Genomic DNA, 21,267 nt, shown 5'->3' on the forward strand with positions numbered 1-21,267 from the left:
ATGACACCGCTAAAGCCCCAGTCTCTTGTTTATAAATAATTGATTGCGGATCGACGGAGAACACCTCCAAAGCCCCAGCCGTGAGGCGGGCGCACGCTTGCTGCGCGCCTCAGTCGCTCGCGCTGCTCGCTCCTTGCGGTGCTTACGTCGCCTGCGCCCGCCTCACGGCTGCCCCTTTGAGTCCCACCCGCCCGCAACCGCACAGCGCCTCACGCCTCCCCAGCCTCGTCAGTCGCCTCCGCTTCGCTCCGGCGACTGACTCCCTCGCGCGTGCGACTCGCGCCCTACCGGGCGCTCGTCGGCACGCGCCACCGCACCGTTCATTTATAAATGATCGTCGCAGCCGGTGACGCTCATTTAAACTACCGCGTCGTCGCCCCCTCGGCCGCTTATAAATACGCCAGCGGAACCATCAGCGCGACGCCGAGCGCGACGCCGCCGACGAGGACCCGCTTGCCGCCGTGCGGGAGGTCGGCGCCCGTTTCGAGCGCCTCGGGGATGAACTCCGAGAGGACGAGGTAGATCATCGCGCCCGCCGCGAAGCCGAAGCCGTACGGGAGGAAATCGCGGGCGTACCGCACGAACGCGAAGGCGATCACGGCGCCGATCGGCTGCGGGAGGCTGGAGAAGATCGACCACCACACCATCTTCCACTTCGAGACGCCCATCGCCCGCAGCGGGATCGAGATGGCCGTCCCCTCGGGGACGTTGTGGATCGAGATGGCGACCGTCATGAACACGGCGAGCAGCGGGACCGTGAAGCCGAACAGCGCGGTGCCGCCCGACAGCCCGAGGTCCGCGAAGGAGACGCCGACCGCGATCCCCTCCGGGAAGCTGTGGACCGTCAGCACGCCGAGGATCAGAATCAGCTTCTTGAAGTCGGCCTCCTCGTACTCTCTGGGATCGATCTCGGCGTCCATCAGCACCTCGTGCGCGAGGACGACGAGCGCGACGCCCGCGAGCATCCCGACCCCGATCTCGACGGGCGTCCCCTCCGCGAGCCCCTCTTGGACCAGTCCGAACAGCGACGCCGCGACCATGATCCCCGACGCGAACCCCCACAGCGCCACGTTCCCGCGGTCGCTGATCGTCTCGAAAAAAAAGAAGGGGAGCGCACCGATCCCGGTCGCCAGCGCCGTGATCAGCCCGGCGACGAAGACGAACGCGTAGGCGTCGAGGGCAATCATTCGTCGGCTGATCGTACGCCGGTACCGCCCATAACTCCGGCGGGCGCGGCCACCGGCTGAGAACCGCCTCCCGGCCGCGCCGTTTGCGAGTTCACCCGAACATCCGAACGACGCTGGCGAGGAACACGAAGAGAAGCAACGCGACGAGCAGCAACAGCGCGGTGAGTTTCGCCCCGGGGCCGGAGCAGCGCCCGTCGGACCGTGCGTCGCCCTTCCCGAGACGCTCCCGCTGCCGGCTCGGTACGGTCACGTTCGCGCTCCCTGGCCGGACCGCGACGGATCCGTGGGGTGACGAACGGCGACCGCATCGACGTTGTTCGCGTCGGGCGTGGTCGACCCCTCGACGGTCGCGTTCCCCGCCGGAGCCGACTCGTTCGTCACCGTCTCCTCACTCGGCCGGCTCGACTGGTCTCCCGTCGGATCGGCCGGCGCCGAGTCGTTTTGGTCCGTCTCGGTTTCGTTCGTCTTTGGCGCCGAGTTGTTTTCGTCCGTCTCGGTTTCGTTCGTTGTCGTCGCCGAGTCGTTTTCGTCCGGTTTAGTTTCGTTCGTCGTCGTCGCCGAGTCGTTTTGGTCCGTCGGCGGGACCGTGGCGTTCTGTTCAGTGGGTGGGGCCGTGGCGTTCTGTTCAGTGGGCGGGACCGTGGCGTTCTGTTCAGTGGGCGGGACCGTGGTGTTCCCGACGGTCTCCGTGCCGTTCGCCGCCGCCGATGTCCCGTTCTCTCCCACAGCGGTCGTCCCGTTCTCGACAGGCACGGTCGCCACGGTGAACCCGCTCCCGCTCGACTCGTTGACCTCGCTCAGTTCCTCCGGCGTCTCGAACGTCGTCGTCACGTCGACGCTCGCCGAGAGGACCGCCACCGTGGCCCCGCCGGCGAACACGACGCTCCACACCAACACGGCCAGCGCGACGAGCGCGACGAGCCCGCGGTTCGCGGGCATCAGTCCACCTCTCCGGCGGCGTCGGGGCGTGCTGTCGGCGTCCGTACCGGTGCCGACTCGTCCGGTTCCACGCGCTCTTCGCCAGTCGCGACCGCCGCCGAGTCCGTCTCGTCGGAATCCGCGTCGCTCTCGGAGACCCCGCCGTCGGCGGCCGTTTCCGACGCGTCGCCGTCCGACTCCGACGCGACGCTCTGAACGCTCCGGTCGAGCACGCCGCTCGCCGGCACCCACATCGCGAGCGCGCCGAACAGGAGCGTCGCGGTCGCCACAGCAACCGCGATCGCGGCGGCGCTCCGGAGCTCGAACGCGACGTACGCCGCGTACGGAGCGAAGACGGCGAGTACCGCCGCCGCGCCGCCGACCGCGTCGACCGAGACGCCACCGGAACCGCTCGCGGCGGTCGCTGCGGCCGTCGGGGTGGGATCGGGCTCGGCTGCGAACTCGAACGCCGCCGTCTCGGCGTCCCCTCCGCCGACCGGCTCTCCGTCCGGATCGGCGGTCGCGGTGGCCGGCGACTCCGCGCCGTCGCGGCCACGGACGATCGACCAGACCTCGGTGACCGCGAGCAGGCCGAACGGGAGCAGCACCAGCGCCACGAACCCGACCCGGGTGCCCGCGAACTGGATCACGTACCCGATGTACGGGATCGTCAACGTCACGACACCGACGAGGCTCCCGGCCGAGACGAGCCCGGGGTCCGGCCCCTCGTTGGCGTCGCCCATCGTCTCGAAGGCGAGCGCCCCGCCCTCGTCGACAACGTCGATCACGCGGTGCGTCACCGGCACCTCGCTGGTGCCCCGCATGAACGTGATCACGTCCCCCTCGGCGATCGCGGCCGGGTCGCGGTCGGCGACGATAACCACGTCGCCCGGCGCGATGGCGGGCGTCATGCTCGCCGTGAGCACGACGAAGCTCTCGTCGGCGCCGACGACCTCGGGGGCCGCGTAGGCCGCGAACGGCGCGACGAGCGCGATCAGCAGGACGATCCCGAGTACGTTCGCCGCGCGCTTCGTCCGTGGTGATGTGAGTATAGTTGTCATCAGTTCGCCTCCGTGCCGTCGATTCCGCCGCCGTCGCTTCGACCGTCGCCGCCGGCGTTCGCGGATTTGCCGTCGGGGTTCCCGGACGTTCCGCTGTCTTTTCGGCCGTTTTTGCCGCTGTTGCCGTTTTTGCCGCTGTTGCCGTTTTCGCCGCTGTTACCGGTCCCGCTACTGCCGCCGTCATCGGTGCGGTCGTCGCCGTGTTCCTCTTCACCGTTACCGTCGCTGGCGCAGACGCTGATCGTGACGTTGCTGACCCCGTACCGCTTATCCTCTCCGGGTTTTTGCGGCGCGAACACGACTGCCCCCGTCTCCGGAGCCACCGGATCGATATCGACGCCCTCGGGGTCGCGGTCCGGTCCGCCCTTGACCGCCACGGAGCACATGTCCGGCCCCGGGTTCCCGTCGGCGTCCTGAACCCGGAACGCGACGCCGACGACCTCGCCGTCGTCCTTCGTCTCGACCTCGGTGATCTCGATCTCGTGTGGCCCCGCGCCGTCGAGGATCATCTCCAGCGACAGGACGTCGCCCGGCGCGGTCGACCCGCCGAAGTCGGCCTTGCCGAACGGGACGCACTCGGGGCACTCCGTCTCCGTCTCGTCGCAGACGACATCCGCGAAGGGGTTCGCTCCCGGCGCGTTCGCCTGCTCCTCCGTGACGTGGCGACACTGCTCGGCGTACAGCCGGACCGTCAGCTCGGTCGTCTCCCCGCCCACGTCGGGCGAGCCCGCCGGGAGGTACGGGGCGACCTCGACGGCGATCGAACCGCCGTCGGGGCCGGCCGCGAGGCAGCCGTCGTCGATCCGCACCCCGGTCGCGAGGAGGCGCTCGACCTCGACGAGCGGCCGGTAGCCGCCCGTCAGCGACTCGCCGTCGACGACGACCTCGACTTCGAGGGCGTTCCCGAGCCGGTCGCCGTCCGGGCACTCCGTCGCGAGCCACACCCGGACCGGGTTCGCCGACGCACCGATTTCGAACCCCTCAGGGTCTGGGCGCCCGTCGAACGTCGTCCGGTCGACCGCGAACGGACCGACGGTGACGGTCCCGTCCGTGGGTTCGCCGTCCACCGTCAGCCCGACCTCGCCGGCGCCGAAGACGTTGTTCGCGAACGTCTCCCGGTCCGCGAGGTACGCGCCCGTGCCGATGCCGCTCGCCATCCCGACCGCGCCGACGCCGCCGATCCCGGCGAGCAGCCGGCGGCGGCTCAGCCCGCTCGGGCGCCGTCCCGAATCGTCTCCGGGGGTCATTGTCCCACCTCGGTGGTGTCGCCGCCGGTCGAGGCGCTCATCGCGAAGGGGTTCCCCTCGGCCGAGCAGTCGTCGGCGGCGAACCGCACGTCGAAGTCGACGGCACCGCCCTGTCCGGCGTTACCGCCCTCCCCGTCGAACTCCCAGGTGAAGGTCAGACAGCGGCGCTCCTCGGTCGTGAGACAGCCGTTCCCGAGCAGCGTGGGATCGAGTTCGATTCCCGTCGCCACCGGGTCGGCGTTGAGTTCCGCGAGCGTGCCGGCGGCGATCAGCTCGCCGTAGCCGGCGAAGTCGCTCTCGGCGCCCGCGCACGCGCCGACCCCGAGGAGGCCGGTGTCGTACCGGACCTCCAGCCGGATGCGGTCGGCGAGCGCGCGGTCGACCGCGCTCACTTCGGGGCCGTCGAGGGCCGGGCCGATCTTCAGCCACACCCGGACGCCGTCGGGCGCTACGCCCGCGGGGTCCTCCAAGCGGAGGCCCACGCTCGCGGTCCCGGTGTCGTGGGGCAGGGCGTTGTCGACGTCGACGAGACGGATTCCGGCCGCCTCGACGTCGTCTTCGGCGTCCGTCGGGCTCGAATCGACGACCGTCCCGTTCTCGGTCTGCCGCCAGCCGACGAGCAGGTCCCACGGCCGGTCGGTCTGCGCGTAGGTGTAGTCCGTGTACTCACCCCAGCTGTCCGTTCCCGTCGGCCGTCCGGAGGCGGCCCCGAGGGCCGCGAAGCCGACGGCTCCGACGCCCGCGAGTGCCTCCCGCCGCGTAAGTCCTGATTCCTTCTGTGTCATTGTGTGTCGTTGCGGCTCCGAACGGCCGTGTCGTCGATGTGATACCCCGTCTCTGCCCTCTCTACCGTCGCCGTAGTCGTATGTATACGCGTCATACCCGACCGGTCCGGTGACCGTACCCGGCGGTACGGACACCGTACGCCACCGCGGTCGCCCGATCGGTTCCACCGTCGATCGGCTTCGACCGTCACGTCGCGATGGGTCCGAAACCCCCGATCAGGCCGACAGCGACGGCCCGGCGCCGTCGTTGTGGCGCGCCTGTTCGGTGTAGAAGCCCAGATCGAAGGCGAGCGTGTCGCCCTGGATCTCGTTGCCCACGCCGATCGGGAGCTCCCACTCGAGTGCGACGCAGTGCATCACGCCGTCGCCGCGGAACGGATCGCGGTTCCCGTTGTCGGGGTCGTCGCCGAGCTCGTCGTACGGCGTCGACCGGTTCCCGTCGAGCGGCACGCCGTTCCCGTCGGCGAGCGCCGCGAGGACGTTGCCGAGCGAGTCCTCCATGATCTTCTTCTCCTGTGCGGTCTGTGCCGCGAGGTTACCGAACACCGTCGGGATGTTGAGCGGATCGCTGACGTCGTTGAAGAACGCCGGATCGCCGCCCGGACCGCCGGCCGCGCCGGCCATCGCCTGGAGCGTGCTCGCGCTGCCGTCGACGTTGATCGTGTACACGTTCGTCGCGGGGTTCGGCGACGCCGCGCGGGCGTCGGCCGCCGCGCCGGTGGGCGAGGAAAACGACGTGCTGCCGGTCCCGTTGAACGACTCGCCGTCGGAGAGGACGATGTTCCGGTACTCGACGCCGCTGCGTCCGTTCGCGTCGAGTTCGGCCTGCGCGTCGTCGACGCCCTCGCCGATGTAGGTGCCCGTCGCGATGCCGCTCGCGTTCGCGAACGGGTCGGGGTCGCCGTCGCCGTCGCCCGGCGACGAGGGGCTGGAACCGGTCACCACGTCCGCGAGCTTCTGCCGGAGATCCGTCAGCTGTGCGTCCACCACGGAGAGGTCGCTCGTCAGGCCTTGGAGGATCCCCGTCCGCGGCACGGAGTCGTCGCTCCCCTCGCCGTCGAAGTACGCGACGCCGACCTGAACGTCGGACCCCTGCGACTGGAGGTAGCTGACGAACTGGCGGGTGCCGAGCTCGACGAGGTCGATCTTCGTCGTCTCGGTGTAGGTGGTCCCACCGACCGTGATGTCGTCCTCGCTGACGAGGCCGCCGTACTCCTCGTACAGCATCGAGCCCGAGAAGTCGAGCGTCAGCATGATGTCGACCGGCTCGGCCGGGTCGTAGACGTTGTCGCAGTCCTCGTCGTACCAGAGCGTCGCCTGGATCGCGTCGCCGAGGTCGCCGAGGTTATCGGGGTCGACGAGCATTTCCGGTTCGGTGCCGGCGCCGCCGTCCTCGCTGACGTTGCCCGCCTGCATCCAGATGTAACCGGGGTTGTCACAGAGGTGGAGCGAGAAGGTGATCTCGCCGGAGTCGCCGGGCTTCACGTCGGTGAGCTGGACCAGCGTCTCCATCTCCTCGCCGGTGACGGGGTCCGTGCCGAAGTCCGCCTCCGAGAGCGGCGGGATGTTGTCGCAGGTCAGCACCGGGAGGTTCGCCCCGTTGCTGTCCTCGTCGGTCTCGTCCGGGAAGTCGCTGTACTTGGACACCTCGCCGTCGATCTCGATCGACTGCTCGCCGTCGCCGTCGTGGTCCGGGTGCGCGCTGACGAACTGGCGGCCCTCGCCGAAGTCGTACGTCTGCTGCCAGTCGACGAGCAGGTCGAGCTGGCCCGCGGTGAGGGTGTTCCCGTCGAACGACTCGGTGTCGTTGAAGTACGCCGTGGTGCCGAGGCCGGCGCCCGCGGAGGCCACGCCGACCGCGCCGAGGCCCGCCAGCATCTTGCGCCGCGACAGTCCGATCGTGTCGAATTTCTTGTTGTCTGTCATGATTGTGAATCCCCGAGGGGAGTCCCACCGACGGAGTCGAACCGTCGTCCCGGCCGCCCGCGCGGGTCCGGAATGGGTGGTGGTCGGAATTCGTCGCGAGCGCGCAGTCCCGCCCGCGATCGGGCGGACGTTGCGCGTTCGGCGACGCTTATTCGACGCTGATGTCGAAGGCGACGCCCTCCTCTGCGGTCATGTCGTAGTCTCCCTGAAGGTTGACCTCCACGTTGCCGCTGATGGTGAACGCGTTCGCGACGTCCGCGGCGTCGGTGTCGAACACGAGGTAGGTGACATCGCGGTCGGAACCGTCGTCGTCATTCGACGCGGAGATCGCGTCGGGACCGCTGAGCGACACGGGGGTGCCGTCCAGGTCCAGTGCGAGGTCCGTCACGGAGACGGTCGCCTCGTCGGCCTTCGTCGTGATGCCGAGCTTCCCGCTGGGGGCGGGAATCGTGCTAGCCACGTTCACGCCGTCAAGGGTGAACGAGGCGTTACCGCTGCCGTCGTAGGTGTAGCTGAACGGGACGGGGTTCCCGGGCGTCCAGACGTAGTCGGCCGTGCTGGCGCTCCCGACGTCGGGGCCGACCGCGACCTCCCACGTGTTCTGGCCACCGAAGCGGCCGCGGGCGAAGGAGGTCTCCTGTTCGGTGTCGAACTCCTCCTGCTTGGCGAAGCCCTCGCCGGTCGTAGTCGTGATAGAGGGTTCACACGGGTTCGCCGTGCCGTCGTTGTGGCGCGACTGGACCGCGTGGAACTCGAAGTTCATCGTCAGCGAGTCCGACTGGATCTCGTTGCCGACCGTCGTCGGGATCTCCCACGAGAGGCACACGCACGGGCCGGTGATGAACGCCTCGCCCTCGTCGGGCTCGACCACGTCGGCGTACTCCGCCTGCTCGCCGGGAACGAGGCCGGCCATCCCGTCGCCGTCGAGGGCCGCGCCGCTGGAGATCGCCGCGATGACGTCGACGAGCGAGCCGGAGACGATCTCTCCGTCTGCGAGCGGTTCGCCGTCCTCGTCACAGTAGGCGAGACTCGCAACGATCGAGTCGCCGAGCTCGCCGAGGTCGGGCGTGTCGTCGACGGCCGACTCGGGTTCGTTGATGCCGTTCTCCGCCTGCGAGAGGTCACCGCACGCCCACATGTACGAGGGGTTGTCGACGATCTCGAAGCAGAACTTCACCTCGCCGGAGTCGCCGGGCTTCACGTCTTCAAGGTCGTAGAACATTCCCGCGGGGGTGCCGTCCTGCTCACCGGCCGCCGTTTCGGCCTGGTTCACTACCGTCCCGTCGCTGTCGTACGAGGCGTCGTAGTTGACGAACAAGTCGAGCGAGCCCGCAGTCAGGGTGTTGTTCTCGAACGTCTCCGTGTCGTTGAAGTACGCCGTGGTGCCGAGGCCCGCGCCCGCGGAGGCCACGCCGACCGCACCGAGTCCGACCAGCATCTTGCGCCGCGATAGTCCGATTTTGTCGTCGTTCATTGTGTATCATCCCCGAAGGGAACTCCCGGCGGCGGTCGCGAACCGCCGCGTCGGCCGCCCGAAGGCGCCGAGCCGGGAACCGGACGAAGGTGTCGTCCGGGGCCGCGTCGCTCCGAGGAGCTAGTTCGGATCGCTCACGTTGCCGGTGCCGTTGGGGGCGGGACCGGGGCTGGTGCTGTTCACGTCGGTCCCGTTGAACGCCACCTGCGGGTTGTCGTTGTGCCGCGACTGCTCGGCGTAGACGGCCAGATCGAAGCTCACGGAGTCGGTCTGGATCTCGTTGCCGACCTCCGCCGGGAGCGTCCACTCGAAGCCGATGCACTGCGTGGTCGCGCCGGGGTACGGCTGCCGACCCTCCTCCTGGCGGTTGCCGTCGAGCGCCTCGCCGTCGGCCAGTTCCGCGAAGACCTCGCTCATCGTGCCGGAGAGGATCTTCTGTTCGCCCGCGAGGACGATCTGCGCGATCTCGGCGTAGACGGTGTCGAGGTCGGACGGGTCGGGCGCGACGAAGGCGTCGTCGGAAGAGCTGGCGACGCTCTCCAACAGACCGGTGTCGGCGTTCCCGAGCGCGATGGTGAAGATGCGGATCCCGTTGTTTTTGGCGTCGGTCGCGGCGTCGGTCGCGGCGGTCTCGTTAGACTGCCCGTCGCTCAGCAGGATCATCACCTTCGACGCGCCCGGCGTGGCGATGGTGCCGTTGAGGAGCTCGTCTTCGCCCTCGATGATACCGGCGGCGATCGAGGTGCCGCCGCCCGCGGTGTAGTTGTTGATCGCGTTCTGAACAGCCTGGTAGTTGGTCGTCAGCTCCTGGTCGGTCAACGCGCCGGAATTGAACGAGATCGCCGCGGCCTCGTCGGGCGACGAGAGGTTCCCGACGAAGCTGGTCGCGGCCGTCTTCAGCGAGGAGAGCGCGGATCCGCCCATCGAGCCGGAAACGTCGCTGACTAAGGCGACCTCCAGCTCCTGCTGCTGGCCCGTGCCGGTGGGCTCGTACACGTTGTCGCAGTCCTCGTCGTACCAGACGCAGACCTCGATGGCGTCGGCGAGTTCGCCGACTCCGTCGGTGTCTTCGCCCTCGTCTTCCAGTTCGGGCTCGGACTGACCGTTCTCCGCGTTCTCGGTCAGCTCGCCCGCGAGGTAGAGGTACGCGGGGTTGTCACAGATGTGAATGCTGATCGTGACCTCGCCGGAGTCGCCGGGCTTCACGTCGTCGAGCGTGAAGATCGGGATCCCGTCGCCGTTGACGAGGAACTCGTCCGCCTCGGGCGAACAGAAGTCGAACATCTCGTCGTCCTGCACGTAGTTTTCCCATTCTTGCATGTCCCCGGGGCTGGGCGCTTGGCCGATCAGGTACTGTCCGTCGCCGAGATCCTGCGCTAAGAACTCTTCGTCGCCGCCGGCGTACCCCATCGCCCGAATGTCGTCCAAACGGCCGGGACCGCCGAGGTACGTCGACTTGTAATCCAGCTTCAGGTCGAGCTCGCCCGCGGTGAGCGTGTTGTTAGTGAACGACTCGGTGTCGTTGAAGTACGCCGTAGTACCGAGTCCCGCGCCCGCGGACGCGACGCCGACGGCGCCGAGGCCCGCGAGCACCTTGCGCCGCGAGAGTCCGATTGTGTCGTTTGTGTCTTGGCTCATGGTTTCTCTCCCGACTCGCCCCCCGTCCGCGCTGGGCTGACCGAATCGGTTACTCTCTCCTCCGGGGGGTACCCACGTAGTTACGAACATCCACGTCACCGTCGAACGCCCGATTCCAACCGATAGAACGTCTCACGCCGCAGGTCAAAGAGTCCGTTCGACCGACGGTCCGGCGTCCCTACTCCGGTGGTTATTGCCGGTAGGTGCGCCGTACCGCTGCCGCCGAACGCGGCACGGAGACCGTACTTGTTGGGTCGGATCCGACAGGGACGCCGTACTTTCCCCCCTCGATCGGCGGCTCCCACGGGTATCGAGCGCATACATATACCCTCATCAGTCGCACTGAGTGACAGAACCCGGACGCCGCCGAGCGCGGCCTTCGGACCCCTACCTCATGAAACTCCGAAACGACGTGTTACCGGCCGAACAAGTGTATTCCATCCTCGCGAACGAGCGCCGACGGCGCGCGATCGAACAGCTCAGCTCCGTCGGCGGGCCCGTCTCGGTCAACGAGCTGTCGACGCTCGTCGCGGGCCGCGAGACCGGCGAGAGCCCGCCGCCGAAGCGCGCTCGCGAGAGCGTGTACACCTCGCTGGTCCAGACGCACCTGCCGAAGCTGGCGGACGCGGGCGTGATAGCGTACGACCGCGAGACGCAGACCATCGAACTCTCTCGCCGCGCGCGCGACGTGCGGCTCTACACGGAGATCCTCGCGCCCGGCGGCGCGACGTGGTCGGAACTCTACCGCGCGCTCGCCGTGGGCTCGCTGCTCGTCGTGCTCGCGGCGCTCCTCGACGTCCCGCTCGTGTCGGCCGTCGACCCGATCCTCTGGACCAGCCTCGGACTCGGCGCCTTCGCCGCCGCCAGCGCGGTCCAGCTGTGGGTCAACCGCTTCTCGGTGCTCCGGCAGCTTCGGCTCCGGTGACGGGCTCGAAAAAGGACTCCTTCTCCGTCGTACTCCGCTCTCGTATCCGAACCGTCGGTCTCCCCTACTCGGCGGCGGCCGCGACCGACTCGGGGAGGCGCAGTTCGAACAGCCGCGCGTCGCAGCCGGCGCATCGTCCGGCGACCACGTCGTAGCTCGAACAGCAGGACTCGACGACGCGCTCTTCGAGCCCGACTTCGCCGGCGCAGCTCGGACACTCATCGACGAACAGCCTGAGCGCGCCGAGCACCGCGCTGCGGTCCGCGAGCGCCAGCGTCGTCCAGTCGCCGCGGGTCGCCGTCAGCACTCGGTCGGCCGCGACGTCCGCCCGGAACGCCGCGCGCGACTCCCAGTGACCGATCTTCTCGTCGCCCGCGTACGCGAACCCGACGCCCTCGTACCAGTCGATCGCCAGCTCGTCGGCGTCGATCCCGGTAAGCGTCGCGAGCGCCGCCACGTCATCGCGGTCGCTTCGGTCCCCGTCGACGCCAGTGTCCCTCGGCTCGCCCGTCGCCGCCGCCCGCCACGCCGACGCGAACTCGGGCGCGAACACGAAGTCGTCGGCGGCGGGCGTCTCGACGAGGATGTCGGCGTCGAGCAGGTACGTCTCCGGATCGACCTCGCCCGACGGACGGGCGATTATCCCCCTCGAACCGGGCGTTTTCCCGAACAGCGCGAGGACGCGCTCGGGGAGGTACCGCTTCGTGAGTTCGGGCGTACCCGGCACGAGGTAGCCGCGCAGCCAGATCGCCGCGAGCGCGGCGCCGAACCCGGCCGCGCCGAGGAGTGGCGCACCGACCGCGGCCACCGCGGTCGCCCCGACCGCCGCGATCCCGACGTTGACGATCGTACAGGGGAGACAGCGGTTCTCCCCGGTGTACTCGGGCTGTCGGAGTCGATCGACGGCGACGCGCGCGGGCTCTCGAAGGCGACCTGCGGCCGTGTCTCGTGACGCGTTCATACCGCTCGAACGGCGCCTACCCGCCTATGTATGCGCCGCCTACCACCGCGTGCGCCGCCTACTGCCGCCGCGTACGCCGCTACTGCCGCCGCGGGCCTCATCCCCGATCCGATCGTTACAGAATAATTATGATATCGGGCAAAATCAGCTCGCTAAATAGCGCCTTTATTTCAAAATCACCATTATATCGGCTTTCAAACTGTTTTCTGAGTCTTCTTCGAACCGGATTTATTGCGATCGCACTCGCTGCCACACTAACAGAAAGTGATATGTAATGTCGGCTTAATCTACTTACAATACAAATGGGTGAGCCATGACACCGCAACTCATTGGGTCGGAAGAGCGCTCGCTCGCTGACGCGGACGGTCCGTCGCGCGACGAGGTGTTCACGGCGCTGAGCAACGCGCGGCGTCGGAACGTGATCAAGTATCTGAAAACTAACGGCGCCGAGGCGCGCGTCCGCGACATCGCCGAGCAGCTGGCGGCGTGGGAGAACGACCTCGAGATCCCCGAAGTGACGTACAAGCAGCGCAAGCGAGTGTACACGGCGCTTCACCAGTCGCACCTCCCGAAGCTGGCCGCCAGCGGCTTCATCGACTACGAGTCCGACCGGGGGTTGGTGTCGCTCACCGAGGAGAGCCGCCAGCTGGAGGTGTACCTGGAGATCGTCTCGGACAACGAGATCCTCTGGAGCGAGTACTACGTCGGGCTCGCGGTCGTGTGCGGGCTGCTGGCGACGGCGGCGTGGGTCGGTACCGTCCCGTTCGGCGCGGTCTCGGGGTACGCGTACGCGACGCTTTTCGCGCTCGTGTTCGGCGTCTCCGGTCTGATCCACCGAACGGTGACGCGCCGCAACCGGATCGGATAGTTCCAGCTCGGCCCGACACCCGCAGGGTTTTACGCTCACACGGCGGGAGTACGGACATATGGCAACGGGGATCGTCGGGGAGTTCCTCGATCTCAAGGCGGAGACGGACGCGGACGTCCTCGCGATGCAGTGCGGCGACTTCTACGAGTTCTTCGCGGACGACGCGGAGCTCGTCGCGGACGAGCTCGACCTGAGCATCTCGCAGAAGTCCTCCCACGGCTCGTCGTACCCGATGGCGGGCGTGCCGCTGTCGGAGCTGACGCCGTACGTGAACGCCCTCGTCGAGCGCGGCTACCGCGTCGCGGTCGCCGACCAGTACGAGACCGACGGCGGCGACCACGCCCGCGAAATCGTCCGGGTCGTCACGCCCGGCACCGTCCTCGAGACGAGCGACGACGACGCGCGCTACCTCGCGGCGGTGGTGCGGTACGAGGGGACCGATTCCGACGCCGACGGCCCCTACGGGCTCGCGTTCGCGGACGTGACCACGGGGCGGTTCCTCGCGACGACGGTCGACGACGGCGGCGACCTGCGCGCCGAGCTGTACCGGTTCGACCCTGCGGAGGTGCTTCCCGGGCCGCAGGTCCGCAACGACGACGACCTCCTCGGGGCGGTCCGCGAGGACCTCTCGGGGCGCGTGACCGCCTTCGACGGCGAGGCGTTCGCGACCGGCCGCGCGCAGCACGCCGTGCGCGAGCAGTTCGGCCGCGAGACGACCGACAGCGTCGGGCTCGACTCCGAGCTCGCGGTCCGGGCCGCGGGCGCGGTCCTCTCGTACGTCGAGGAGACGGGTGCAGGCGTGCTGGCCTCGATGACGCGCCTCACCGCCTACGGCGCCGACGACCGCGTTGACGTCGACGCGACCACGCAGCGCAACCTCGAAATCACGGAGACGATGCGGGGCGACGCCGACGGATCGCTGTTCGACACCGTCGACCACACCGTCACGGCCGCCGGCGGGCGCCTGCTCCGCGAGTGGCTCACCCGCCCGCGGCGCGACCGCGAGACGCTCGCCGACCGCCTCGACGCGGTCGAGGCGCTGGCGTCTGCGGCGCTCGCCCGCGACCGGCTCCGCGAGGTGCTCGGCGACGCGTACGACCTCGAACGGCTCGCGGCGCGCACGACGAGCGGGAGCGCGGGCGCGCGCGAACTGCTCTCGGTCCGCGACACGCTCGCGCTGCTCCCGGACCTCGCCGACGCGATAGGGGGGACCGCGCTCGCCGACTCGCCCGCGGCCGCCGTCCTCGACCGCGTCGACCGCGACGCCGCGGCCGACCTGCGCGATGAGCTCGCCGAGGCGCTCGCGGAGGACCCGCCGAAGGCGAAGACGGGCGGCGGACTGCTGAAGGAGGGGTACGACGAGGAGCTCGACGAGCTGATCGAGCGCCACGAGTCCGCGAAGTCGTGGCTCGACGGGCTCGCGGAGCGCGAGAAGCGAGAGCACGGGCTCAGCCACGTCACCGTCGACCGCAACAAGACGGACGGCTACTACATTCAGGTCGGGAAGTCGGTCGCGGATCAGGTCCCGGAACACTACCGGGAGATCAAGACGCTGAAGAACTCGAAGCGGTTCGTCACCGACGAGCTCGACGAGAAGGAGCGGGAGGTCCTCCGCCTGGAGGAGGCCCGCGGCGAGCTGGAGTACGAACTGTTCGAGGCGCTGCGCGAGCGCGTCGCCGAGCGCGCCGAGCTGCTCCAGGACGCCGGGCGGGCGATCGCGGAGCTCGACGCGCTCGCCTCGCTCGCGACCCACGCCGCCAAGCGGGATTGGACGCGCCCGGAGCTCACCGACGAGCGCCGGCTCGACGTCGAGGCCGGGCGCCACCCCGTCGTCGAGGGGACGACCGACTTCGTCCCGAACGACCTCCGGCTCGACGCCGAGCGCGGCTTCCTGATCGTCACCGGCCCGAACATGAGCGGGAAGTCGACGTACATGCGCCAGGCCGCGCTGATCCAGCTGCTCGCGCAGGCCGGGTCGTTCGTCCCCGCCCGCGCCGCCGAGGTGGGGCTCGTCGACGGCATCTACACCCGCGTGGGCGCGCTCGACGAGCTGGCGCAGGGCCGCTCGACGTTCATGGTCGAGATGCAGGAGCTGTCGAACATCCTCCACTCGGCGACCGAGGACTCCCTCGTGATCTTGGACGAGGTCGGCCGCGGCACGGCCACCTACGACGGCATCTCCATCGCGTGGGCCGCGACCGAGTACCTCCACAACGAGGTCCGGGCGCGGACCCTCTTCGCCACCCACTATCACGAGTTGACGACGCTGGCCGACCACCTCCCGCGCGTCGCGAACGTCCACGTCGCCGTCGACGAGCGTGACGGCGAAGTGACCTTCCTCCGCACCGTCCGCGACGGCCCGACGAACCGCTCGTACGGGGTCCACGTCGCCGACCTCGCGGGCGTCCCCGACCCCGTCGTCTCGCGCGCGGACGAGGTCCTCGACCGGCTCCGGGAGGAGAAGGCGATCGAGGCCCGCGGCTCGCGGAGCGGGGAGGTCGGCGACGGTGCATCTTCCGACGGCGACGGCGGCGAAGGCACGCAGCAGGTCGTTTTTGACCTCTCGTCGGGGTCGTTCGCGGGCTCCGGGGAGGCCGGCTCCGAGGCGGATCCAAGCCCTGCCTCGCGGAACGGCGACGCCGCAGCTGACGCGACGTCGACACCCGGAGCGTCCGGCTCCGACGCCGGGACGGCGGAGCAGTTCGACCCCGAGGCCCGCGCCGTGATCGAGGAGCTGAGCGACGTCGACGTCGCGGAGACCCCCCCGGTGGAGCTGCTCTCGCGGGTCCAGGAGTGGCAGGACCGGCTGGACTGACCCGCCGGGATCCGAGCGCCCGATTCGGGTGCGTCTGACGTAAGAACTAATGTCTAACCTCGTCGTGTGGTGTGTATGGGCATCATGAGCAAGATCCTCGGCGGGGGTGGGAGCCGCTCCGTCGACGATTACGTCGAGCTCGACGCGGACGACTTCGCCGACGCGCACGCGGAGACGGGCACGCAGGTACACTTCGCCGAGATCGGCGACCAGAGCGACGTCATCCCGATCAAGGACGCGGTGTACGACGGCGACTTCGTCATCGCTGACATCACCCGCCACTCCACGTCGGACCGGACGATAGAACACGTCTACGACGAGCTCCGCCAGGTGGTCGAGGAGGTCGACGGCGACATCGTCCAGAAGGGCGACGACCAGATCATCGTCACTCCGACCGGCGTGAAGGTCTCACGGCAGAAGCTGTAAGCGCCGCAGTCAGGCGGTCTCGGTCCGTCTCTCCGTTCGCGATCTCGCTTTTCCGCACCCGATTCGGTCCCACCGGTCGAACCGTGTCATATATGCCGTTCTCCCGCCCACGTAGAGTCGAATGGACGAGCCGGTCCTGCTGACGGGCGCCGGCGGACGGGTGGGACAGGCCATCCTCCGCGGTCTCGGCGACGAGTACGACTGGCGGCTCCTCGACCGCGAGCCGCTCCCGGCCGCGAAGGTGCCCGACGGGGTCACCGACGCCGACCGGTACGTCGCTGACATCACCGACGAGCGGGCCGTCCGCGAGGCGGTCGCCGACGTCGGCGCGGTGATCCACCTCGCCGGCGACCCACGGAAGACCGCGCCGTGGGACTCCGTCCTCCGGAACAACATCGACGGGACGCAGGTCGTGATGCGCGCGGCCGCCGAGGCGGGCGTCGAGCGGTTCGCGTTCGCCTCCTCGAACCACGCCGTCGGCGGCTACGAGACGGACGAGCGGACCCCGGACCTCTACCGCCCCGAGGACGACTACCGGCTCGACGGCAGCGAGCTCCCCCGCCCCGGCAACCTCTACGGCGTCTCGAAGGCGGCCGGCGAGTCGCTCGGGCGCTTCTACCACGACGAGTTCGACATGAGCGTCGTCTGCGTCCGCATCGGGAACCTCACCAAGGACCACCCACCCCGAGAGTACGAGCGGGGGCAGGCGATGTGGCTCTCGCACCGCGACTGCGCGCACCTGTTCGACCGCTGTCTCCAAGCCGAGTACGGCTACGAGATCGTGTACGGCATCTCGAACAACGACCGTCGCTACTACTCCATCGAGCGCGCCCGTGAGGCGCTCGGCTACGACCCCGCCGACAACTCCGCCGACTACACCTTCGAGGGCAAACCAAAGTCCGACAGCGACACCGAGGCAGACGGCGATCGCTACGACGACGACTCGTTCGCGTCGGACGCCGATCGGCCCGCACCCGAGTCGCCCGCCGAACCCAACTTCCCCGCCGACCCGGACGACGCCTGACCGGTTCGACGGGCCGTTGCCCGCTTCTCGGGTCGAATCGGCTAAAACAGGCCGTCGACGTCGCGCCGCTTCCGCGCCTCGCGCTCGACGTGATCGCCCAGCCGCGCGGCCACTTGCGGCCGCGCGTCCGGCGTCCGGAGGTACGCGAACAGCAGCTCGGCGAACTCGGTCCGTCCCGTTCCGCGCTCCTCGCGAGCGAACTCCGCCGCGGTCGCGAGTACCTTGGGGTCGCCCGGCTCGTCAGCCCTCGCGAGCGCCGGCGCCGCGACCCCGGCCGCAGCGAGCGATAGACCGTCGAAGTCAGGCGTCTCGTCGTCGATCCGGATCCGCGGCGCGGTCGCCGAATCCGCCCTTTCGGGGGCCGAAGCGAGCCGCTCCGCCCACTCCCGAACGGGCCCCAGCGCGACCCCACGCGGATCGGAGACGCTCGCCAGCGCCGCGACGGCGTCGTCCGCGCGCTCCGCCGCCCCGGAGCGGTCGCCGTCGCTCGTGCGGTGCGTCGCCGCCGCGGTCGCGGCCAGCCCCCGACGCAGTCGCTCGCCGTCGTCGCTATCGCCGTCGTCCGATGGCTGCCATTTACTTTCCCAGATGTCGCGCGCCGCGAGGAACTCCCCCTCGTTGAACAGCGCGGCGCCGGCGGTGATCGCGACTGACGCGGAGAGGGCGTCGCGCGCGCCTCGGTCCGGAGCGGAGTCGCGGTCGGTCACGCCTCGCGGTCGGCGGCGGCGAGTGATAAATGGCGAGTTCTGGGGTCGGGAAAGCGGAGAGGGAAGCGTCAGCGGGGAAGGAGGGGCGAACCGTCAGCGGTGAGTCGGCGAGTCGATTGCCCCTGCCGGCGGTCAGGCCTCTCGGACGGCGCCGTCGTCGGCCGGGAGGCGGAGCGTCCGGCTGACCGCGCTCGGGTACCGTCGGGCGAGCGCCGCGCCGGCGACGGCGCCGCAGAGGGCCGCCAGCGCGACCGCGGCGGCGACCGGGAACGAGAGGACCGCGATCGTCATTACCGGCAGCGCCGCGAAGGCGATCATCGCGCCGCGCGACGGGAGCGGTTCGGCCGGGTGCGGGCCCGCGTTCGCGTCGGGGTAGTCGGGGTGGTCGGTGCGTCTGGAGGGGGATCGGTCTGCGTTCATCGTCGGATCGTGGGTGCGGTGCGAGGCGGACGCCTCGCAGGGTGTCGGTTCGGCCGCCTCTGCCCGCGCGCAGCGGGACACTGACGGCGGAGCGGGGTCTCGGGGCGTCGGGAGAAGACGGCGCTCGTCACGGCGGACGAGTCGGCCGTCCCCGCGTCGGGGTCACGCGGCGACGGCGCCGAGGAGAGCGGCGACCGGTCCGCGGGCCCGTTTCCGGACGCTCCGGCGGGGGGCGAACGTGGGGATGGGGTCGCGGACGGTCATGGGTTCGACCCGGCGGTGGGGGGACCTGCCGGGCGTGGTACCACCGAGTAACGGAACCGAATTAATAGTTGTTTGTGTGTGTGATACAATAGCGTGCTTTCCCTGTCGCCCCGGTCCGGCCGACCGGCACGCCCACCAGTACACTAAGGGAGACGGGGCGCGTATCCCCGGTAGACGTGTCCAGTAGCCTGCTGCCGGTGATCGCGGTGGTACTCGTGTCGGGGCTCGCGGTCCAGCTCCTCGCTCACCGGCTCCGGGTGCCGAGCGTCATCTTCTACCTCGCGATCGGGGTGGTGTTGGGGCCCGAGCTGCTGGGGCTGGTCACGCTGGAGACGTTCGGCGACGGACTGGAGATCATCGTCGGACTCAGCGTCGCGATCATCGTCTTCGAGGGGGCGTTCGCGCTTCAGTTCGACCGGATCCGGCGCGCGTCGACGGTGTCGCTCCGGCTGGTGACGATCAGCGCGGTCGTGATGTTCCTCGGCACCGCGGCGGCGGTCCGCGCCTTCACCGACGGCACGTGGGAGATCGCACTGCTGATCGGCGCGCTGCTGGTGGCGACCGGGCCGACCGTCATCACGCCGATCCTCAACGTGGTCCGGGTCCGGGACCACGTCGCGACCGCGCTGGAGACGGAGGGGATCGTCAACGACGTGACGGCCGCGATCGTCGCGGTCGTCATCTTCGAAACGCTGCTGCTCGACGACCTCGGCGTCCCCGCGACGGTGCTATCCTTCCTCCAGCGGTTCGGCGTCGGCGTCGCCGCGGGGCTGCTCGCCACCGTCATCATCTACGTGTTGCTGGACAGCGACCTCGTCCCCGAACGCGACGTGCAGGCGTCGCAGTTCCTCGTGTTGTCGGCCGCGATCGGGTCGTTCGCGGCCGCGGAGGCCGTCGCCGCGGAGGCTGGCATCGCGGCGGCGGCGACGAGCGGGATCCTCCTCGGGAACCTCGGGATCGACAACCGCGAGGAGATAGAGAAGTTCGCGGAGAACACCACTTCGATCGTCCTCTCGTTCGTGTTCATCTCGCTCGCGGCGCTGATCGACGTCGAGGCGATCGCGGGGCTCGGCCTCGGCGTGGTCGCGCTCGTCGCCGTCATCATGCTCGTTCTCCGGCCGCTGGGGGCGTTCCTCGCGACCGTTGGCGTCGAGCGGTTCACCCGGCCGGAGCGGCTGTTCATCGCGAGCGTCGGACCGCGGGGGATCATCCCGGCGAGCGTGGCGACGCTGTTCGCCATCGAGTTGGAGCTCGCGGGCAGTATCGCCGCCGGCGAACTGCTCGTCGGCACGGTGTTCGCGGTCATCTTCGCGACGGTCCTCGTCGAGGCGGGGCTCGCGCGGCAGATCGGAGAGTTCCTCGGAGTGTCACCAATGCGTACGATAATCATCGGCGGGGGTCGGGTCGGTCAGGCGCTCGCCACGCGACTGGAGAACAGGGGCGAGTACGTCGTGGTCGTCGAGTCGGACCCGGACGTCGCCGAGCGCGCGCGCTCGGAGGGGTACACCGTCTACGAGGGGGACGGCAGTGACACGGAGACGCTGCGCGGCGCCCACATCGAGGACGCCAAGCGGTTCATCACGACGACGAGCGACGACGACATCAACCTCCTCGCGTGCCAGCTCGCGATCACCAAGTTCGACGTCGCCTCGGTGTACTCGCGGGTGAACGACCCGGACAACGTCGACGCCTTCGACAGCATCGGCGTCACCGGCATCGACGCCTCGACGGCGACCGCGGTCGCCATCGACGACGAGATCGAGCGACCCGCGCTCACCCACTGGATGAATGAGCTCGGCGACAGCCACGACGTCCAAGAGGTCGAGGTGACCTCGAAGGAGTTCGCGGGCAAGACGATCCGCGACCTCAACGCGCAGATCCCCGACGGCACCTTCGTCGCCGTCGTCAGCCGCGACGGCGAGAACCACGTCCCCTCCGCGGACACCGTCCTCGAAATCGGCGACCACGTGACGTTCATCGGCGACACCGACGCGGTCCGCCAAGCGATGGACCGCTTCCACCCGCACGATTAAGACGTAGAGTGGGTGGTTCGGGTCGGCTACTAAGCGAGGGTACGGTGCGTCGCACTGGCGGTCGGTCATTTATAAATGGGCGGAGCTGATTCGGTGACTCCGGCTCAATCTCCGACACCTCGCTTATAAACGGCGAGCCGAGAAACGGCGATGACGACCGCCTAACCTCCAGCCGGACACTTATAAATGGCTTACCTCGAATCGGTGGCGGACACCGCCTAACCTCCAGCCACTCAGTTATAAACAACCGACTACGGATCGGCGGCGAACACCGCCAAAGCCCCAGCCGGGAGGGCCCCGTACGCTCGCTGCGCTCCTCGGTCGCTCACTCCGTTCGCTCCCTGCGGTGCTTGCGTCGCCTGCGGGGCCCTCCCGGCTGCCCCTTTGAGTCCCGCCCCGCACCGCACAACACCGCACCTCACGCCTCCCCAGCCTCGTCGACCGGCCTCCGCTTCGCTCCGGCCGGCCGACTCCCTCGCACGCGCTCCTCGCGCCCGATGGGCGCTCGGAGGCGCGCGCCACCGCTTTTCAAAACAAGAATTGACTGAGTATGTCGCGCAAGACCTACACACTGCTCGCAATCGTCGT

Annotated in this window: 18 protein-coding genes; 6 read left to right on the plus strand and 12 right to left on the minus strand. The window is 69.2% G+C overall.

Going from position 1 to position 21,267, the window contains the following annotated elements; translation table 11 throughout:
- Positions 1 to 389 precede the first annotated feature (389 nt).
- The 9 genes from B378_RS0100350 to B378_RS0100390 all read right to left on the minus strand — a co-directional run bounded on the left by B378_RS0100350 (position 390) and on the right by B378_RS0100390 (position 10,236).
- On the minus strand, positions 390 to 1,187 hold the full coding sequence (locus B378_RS0100350; protein ID WP_017341856.1) for a ZIP family metal transporter: 798 nt from the start codon (positions 1,185 to 1,187) through the stop codon (positions 390 to 392).
- A gap of 91 nt (positions 1,188 to 1,278) precedes the next feature.
- Positions 1,279 to 1,437, minus strand: a complete 159-nt coding sequence (locus tag B378_RS16555; RefSeq protein ID WP_017341857.1) for a hypothetical protein — start codon at positions 1,435 to 1,437, stop codon at positions 1,279 to 1,281.
- The gene (locus B378_RS0100360; RefSeq protein WP_017341858.1) at positions 1,434 to 2,126 is read right to left on the minus strand and encodes a hypothetical protein; all 693 of its coding nucleotides are present in this window, start codon (positions 2,124 to 2,126) and stop codon (positions 1,434 to 1,436) included. The genes B378_RS16555 and B378_RS0100360 overlap by 4 nt, the downstream gene beginning before the upstream one ends.
- The gene (locus tag B378_RS0100365) at positions 2,126 to 3,166 is read right to left on the minus strand and encodes a signal peptidase I (RefSeq protein ID WP_017341859.1); all 1,041 of its coding nucleotides are present in this window, start codon (positions 3,164 to 3,166) and stop codon (positions 2,126 to 2,128) included. Before B378_RS0100365 ends, B378_RS0100360 begins: the two co-directional genes overlap by 1 nt.
- The gene (locus B378_RS0100370; protein WP_017341860.1) at positions 3,166 to 4,413 is read right to left on the minus strand and encodes a hypothetical protein; all 1,248 of its coding nucleotides are present in this window, start codon (positions 4,411 to 4,413) and stop codon (positions 3,166 to 3,168) included. The genes B378_RS0100365 and B378_RS0100370 overlap by 1 nt, the downstream gene beginning before the upstream one ends.
- The gene (locus B378_RS0100375; RefSeq protein WP_017341861.1) at positions 4,410 to 5,198 is read right to left on the minus strand and encodes a hypothetical protein; all 789 of its coding nucleotides are present in this window, start codon (positions 5,196 to 5,198) and stop codon (positions 4,410 to 4,412) included. The genes B378_RS0100370 and B378_RS0100375 overlap by 4 nt, the downstream gene beginning before the upstream one ends.
- Positions 5,199 to 5,414: 216 nt before the next feature.
- A complete protein-coding gene (locus tag B378_RS0100380; RefSeq protein WP_017341862.1) occupies positions 5,415 to 7,124 on the minus strand; it encodes a SipW-dependent-type signal peptide-containing protein in 1,710 nt (569 codons plus the stop codon).
- Between the two features lie 148 nt (positions 7,125 to 7,272).
- Positions 7,273 to 8,598, minus strand: a complete 1,326-nt coding sequence (locus tag B378_RS0100385; RefSeq protein WP_017341863.1) for a choice-of-anchor W domain-containing protein — start codon at positions 8,596 to 8,598, stop codon at positions 7,273 to 7,275.
- Between the two features lie 120 nt (positions 8,599 to 8,718).
- The gene (locus B378_RS0100390) at positions 8,719 to 10,236 is read right to left on the minus strand and encodes a VWA domain-containing protein (protein ID WP_026046101.1); all 1,518 of its coding nucleotides are present in this window, start codon (positions 10,234 to 10,236) and stop codon (positions 8,719 to 8,721) included.
- Positions 10,237 to 10,630: 394 nt separating this feature from the next.
- Between B378_RS0100390 and B378_RS0100395 the strand changes: the two genes are divergently transcribed.
- Entirely contained in the window at positions 10,631 to 11,161 is a 531-nt protein-coding gene (locus B378_RS0100395; RefSeq protein ID WP_017341865.1) for a hypothetical protein, read from the plus strand.
- Between the two features lie 64 nt (positions 11,162 to 11,225).
- On the opposite strand, the gene B378_RS0100400 is transcribed toward B378_RS0100395, so the two are convergent.
- Positions 11,226 to 12,122: a hypothetical protein gene (locus B378_RS0100400; protein ID WP_017341866.1), complete on the minus strand. Its 897-nt coding sequence runs from the start codon at positions 12,120 to 12,122 to the stop codon at positions 11,226 to 11,228.
- Between the two features lie 313 nt (positions 12,123 to 12,435).
- Here B378_RS0100400 and B378_RS0100405 point away from each other — a divergent pair, with 313 nt between their 5' ends.
- The 4 genes from B378_RS0100405 (at position 12,436) to azf (ending at position 17,255) form a co-directional block, all read left to right on the plus strand.
- A complete protein-coding gene (locus tag B378_RS0100405; protein WP_017341867.1) occupies positions 12,436 to 12,990 on the plus strand; it encodes a hypothetical protein in 555 nt (184 codons plus the stop codon).
- A gap of 58 nt (positions 12,991 to 13,048) precedes the next feature.
- A complete protein-coding gene (mutS, locus tag B378_RS0100410; RefSeq protein ID WP_017341868.1) occupies positions 13,049 to 15,805 on the plus strand; it encodes a DNA mismatch repair protein MutS in 2,757 nt (918 codons plus the stop codon).
- Positions 15,806 to 15,880: 75 nt separating this feature from the next.
- The gene (sepF, locus tag B378_RS0100415; RefSeq protein WP_017341869.1) at positions 15,881 to 16,231 is read left to right on the plus strand and encodes a cell division protein SepF; all 351 of its coding nucleotides are present in this window, start codon (positions 15,881 to 15,883) and stop codon (positions 16,229 to 16,231) included.
- A gap of 121 nt (positions 16,232 to 16,352) precedes the next feature.
- On the plus strand, positions 16,353 to 17,255 hold the full coding sequence (gene azf / locus B378_RS0100420) for an NAD-dependent glucose-6-phosphate dehydrogenase Azf (protein ID WP_017341870.1): 903 nt from the start codon (positions 16,353 to 16,355) through the stop codon (positions 17,253 to 17,255).
- Between the two features lie 41 nt (positions 17,256 to 17,296).
- Here azf and B378_RS0100425 read toward each other — a convergent pair whose 3' ends face one another.
- Together B378_RS0100425 and B378_RS17205 are read right to left on the minus strand one after the other, a co-directional pair.
- Positions 17,297 to 17,962, minus strand: coding sequence for a DUF309 domain-containing protein (locus B378_RS0100425; protein ID WP_017341871.1), 666 nt, complete (start codon positions 17,960 to 17,962; stop codon positions 17,297 to 17,299).
- A gap of 132 nt (positions 17,963 to 18,094) precedes the next feature.
- Positions 18,095 to 18,382, minus strand: a complete 288-nt coding sequence (locus B378_RS17205) for a hypothetical protein (protein WP_237738301.1) — start codon at positions 18,380 to 18,382, stop codon at positions 18,095 to 18,097.
- A 461-nt stretch (positions 18,383 to 18,843) separates the two neighbouring features.
- Here B378_RS17205 and B378_RS0100435 point away from each other — a divergent pair, with 461 nt between their 5' ends.
- Positions 18,844 to 20,679: a cation:proton antiporter gene (locus tag B378_RS0100435; protein ID WP_017341873.1), complete on the plus strand. Its 1,836-nt coding sequence runs from the start codon at positions 18,844 to 18,846 to the stop codon at positions 20,677 to 20,679.
- The last annotated feature ends 588 nt before the right edge of the window (positions 20,680 to 21,267 follow it).

The organism is Halorubrum sp. T3, assembly GCF_000296615.1.
Classification (GTDB): domain Archaea; phylum Halobacteriota; class Halobacteria; order Halobacteriales; family Haloferacaceae; genus Halorubrum; species Halorubrum ruber.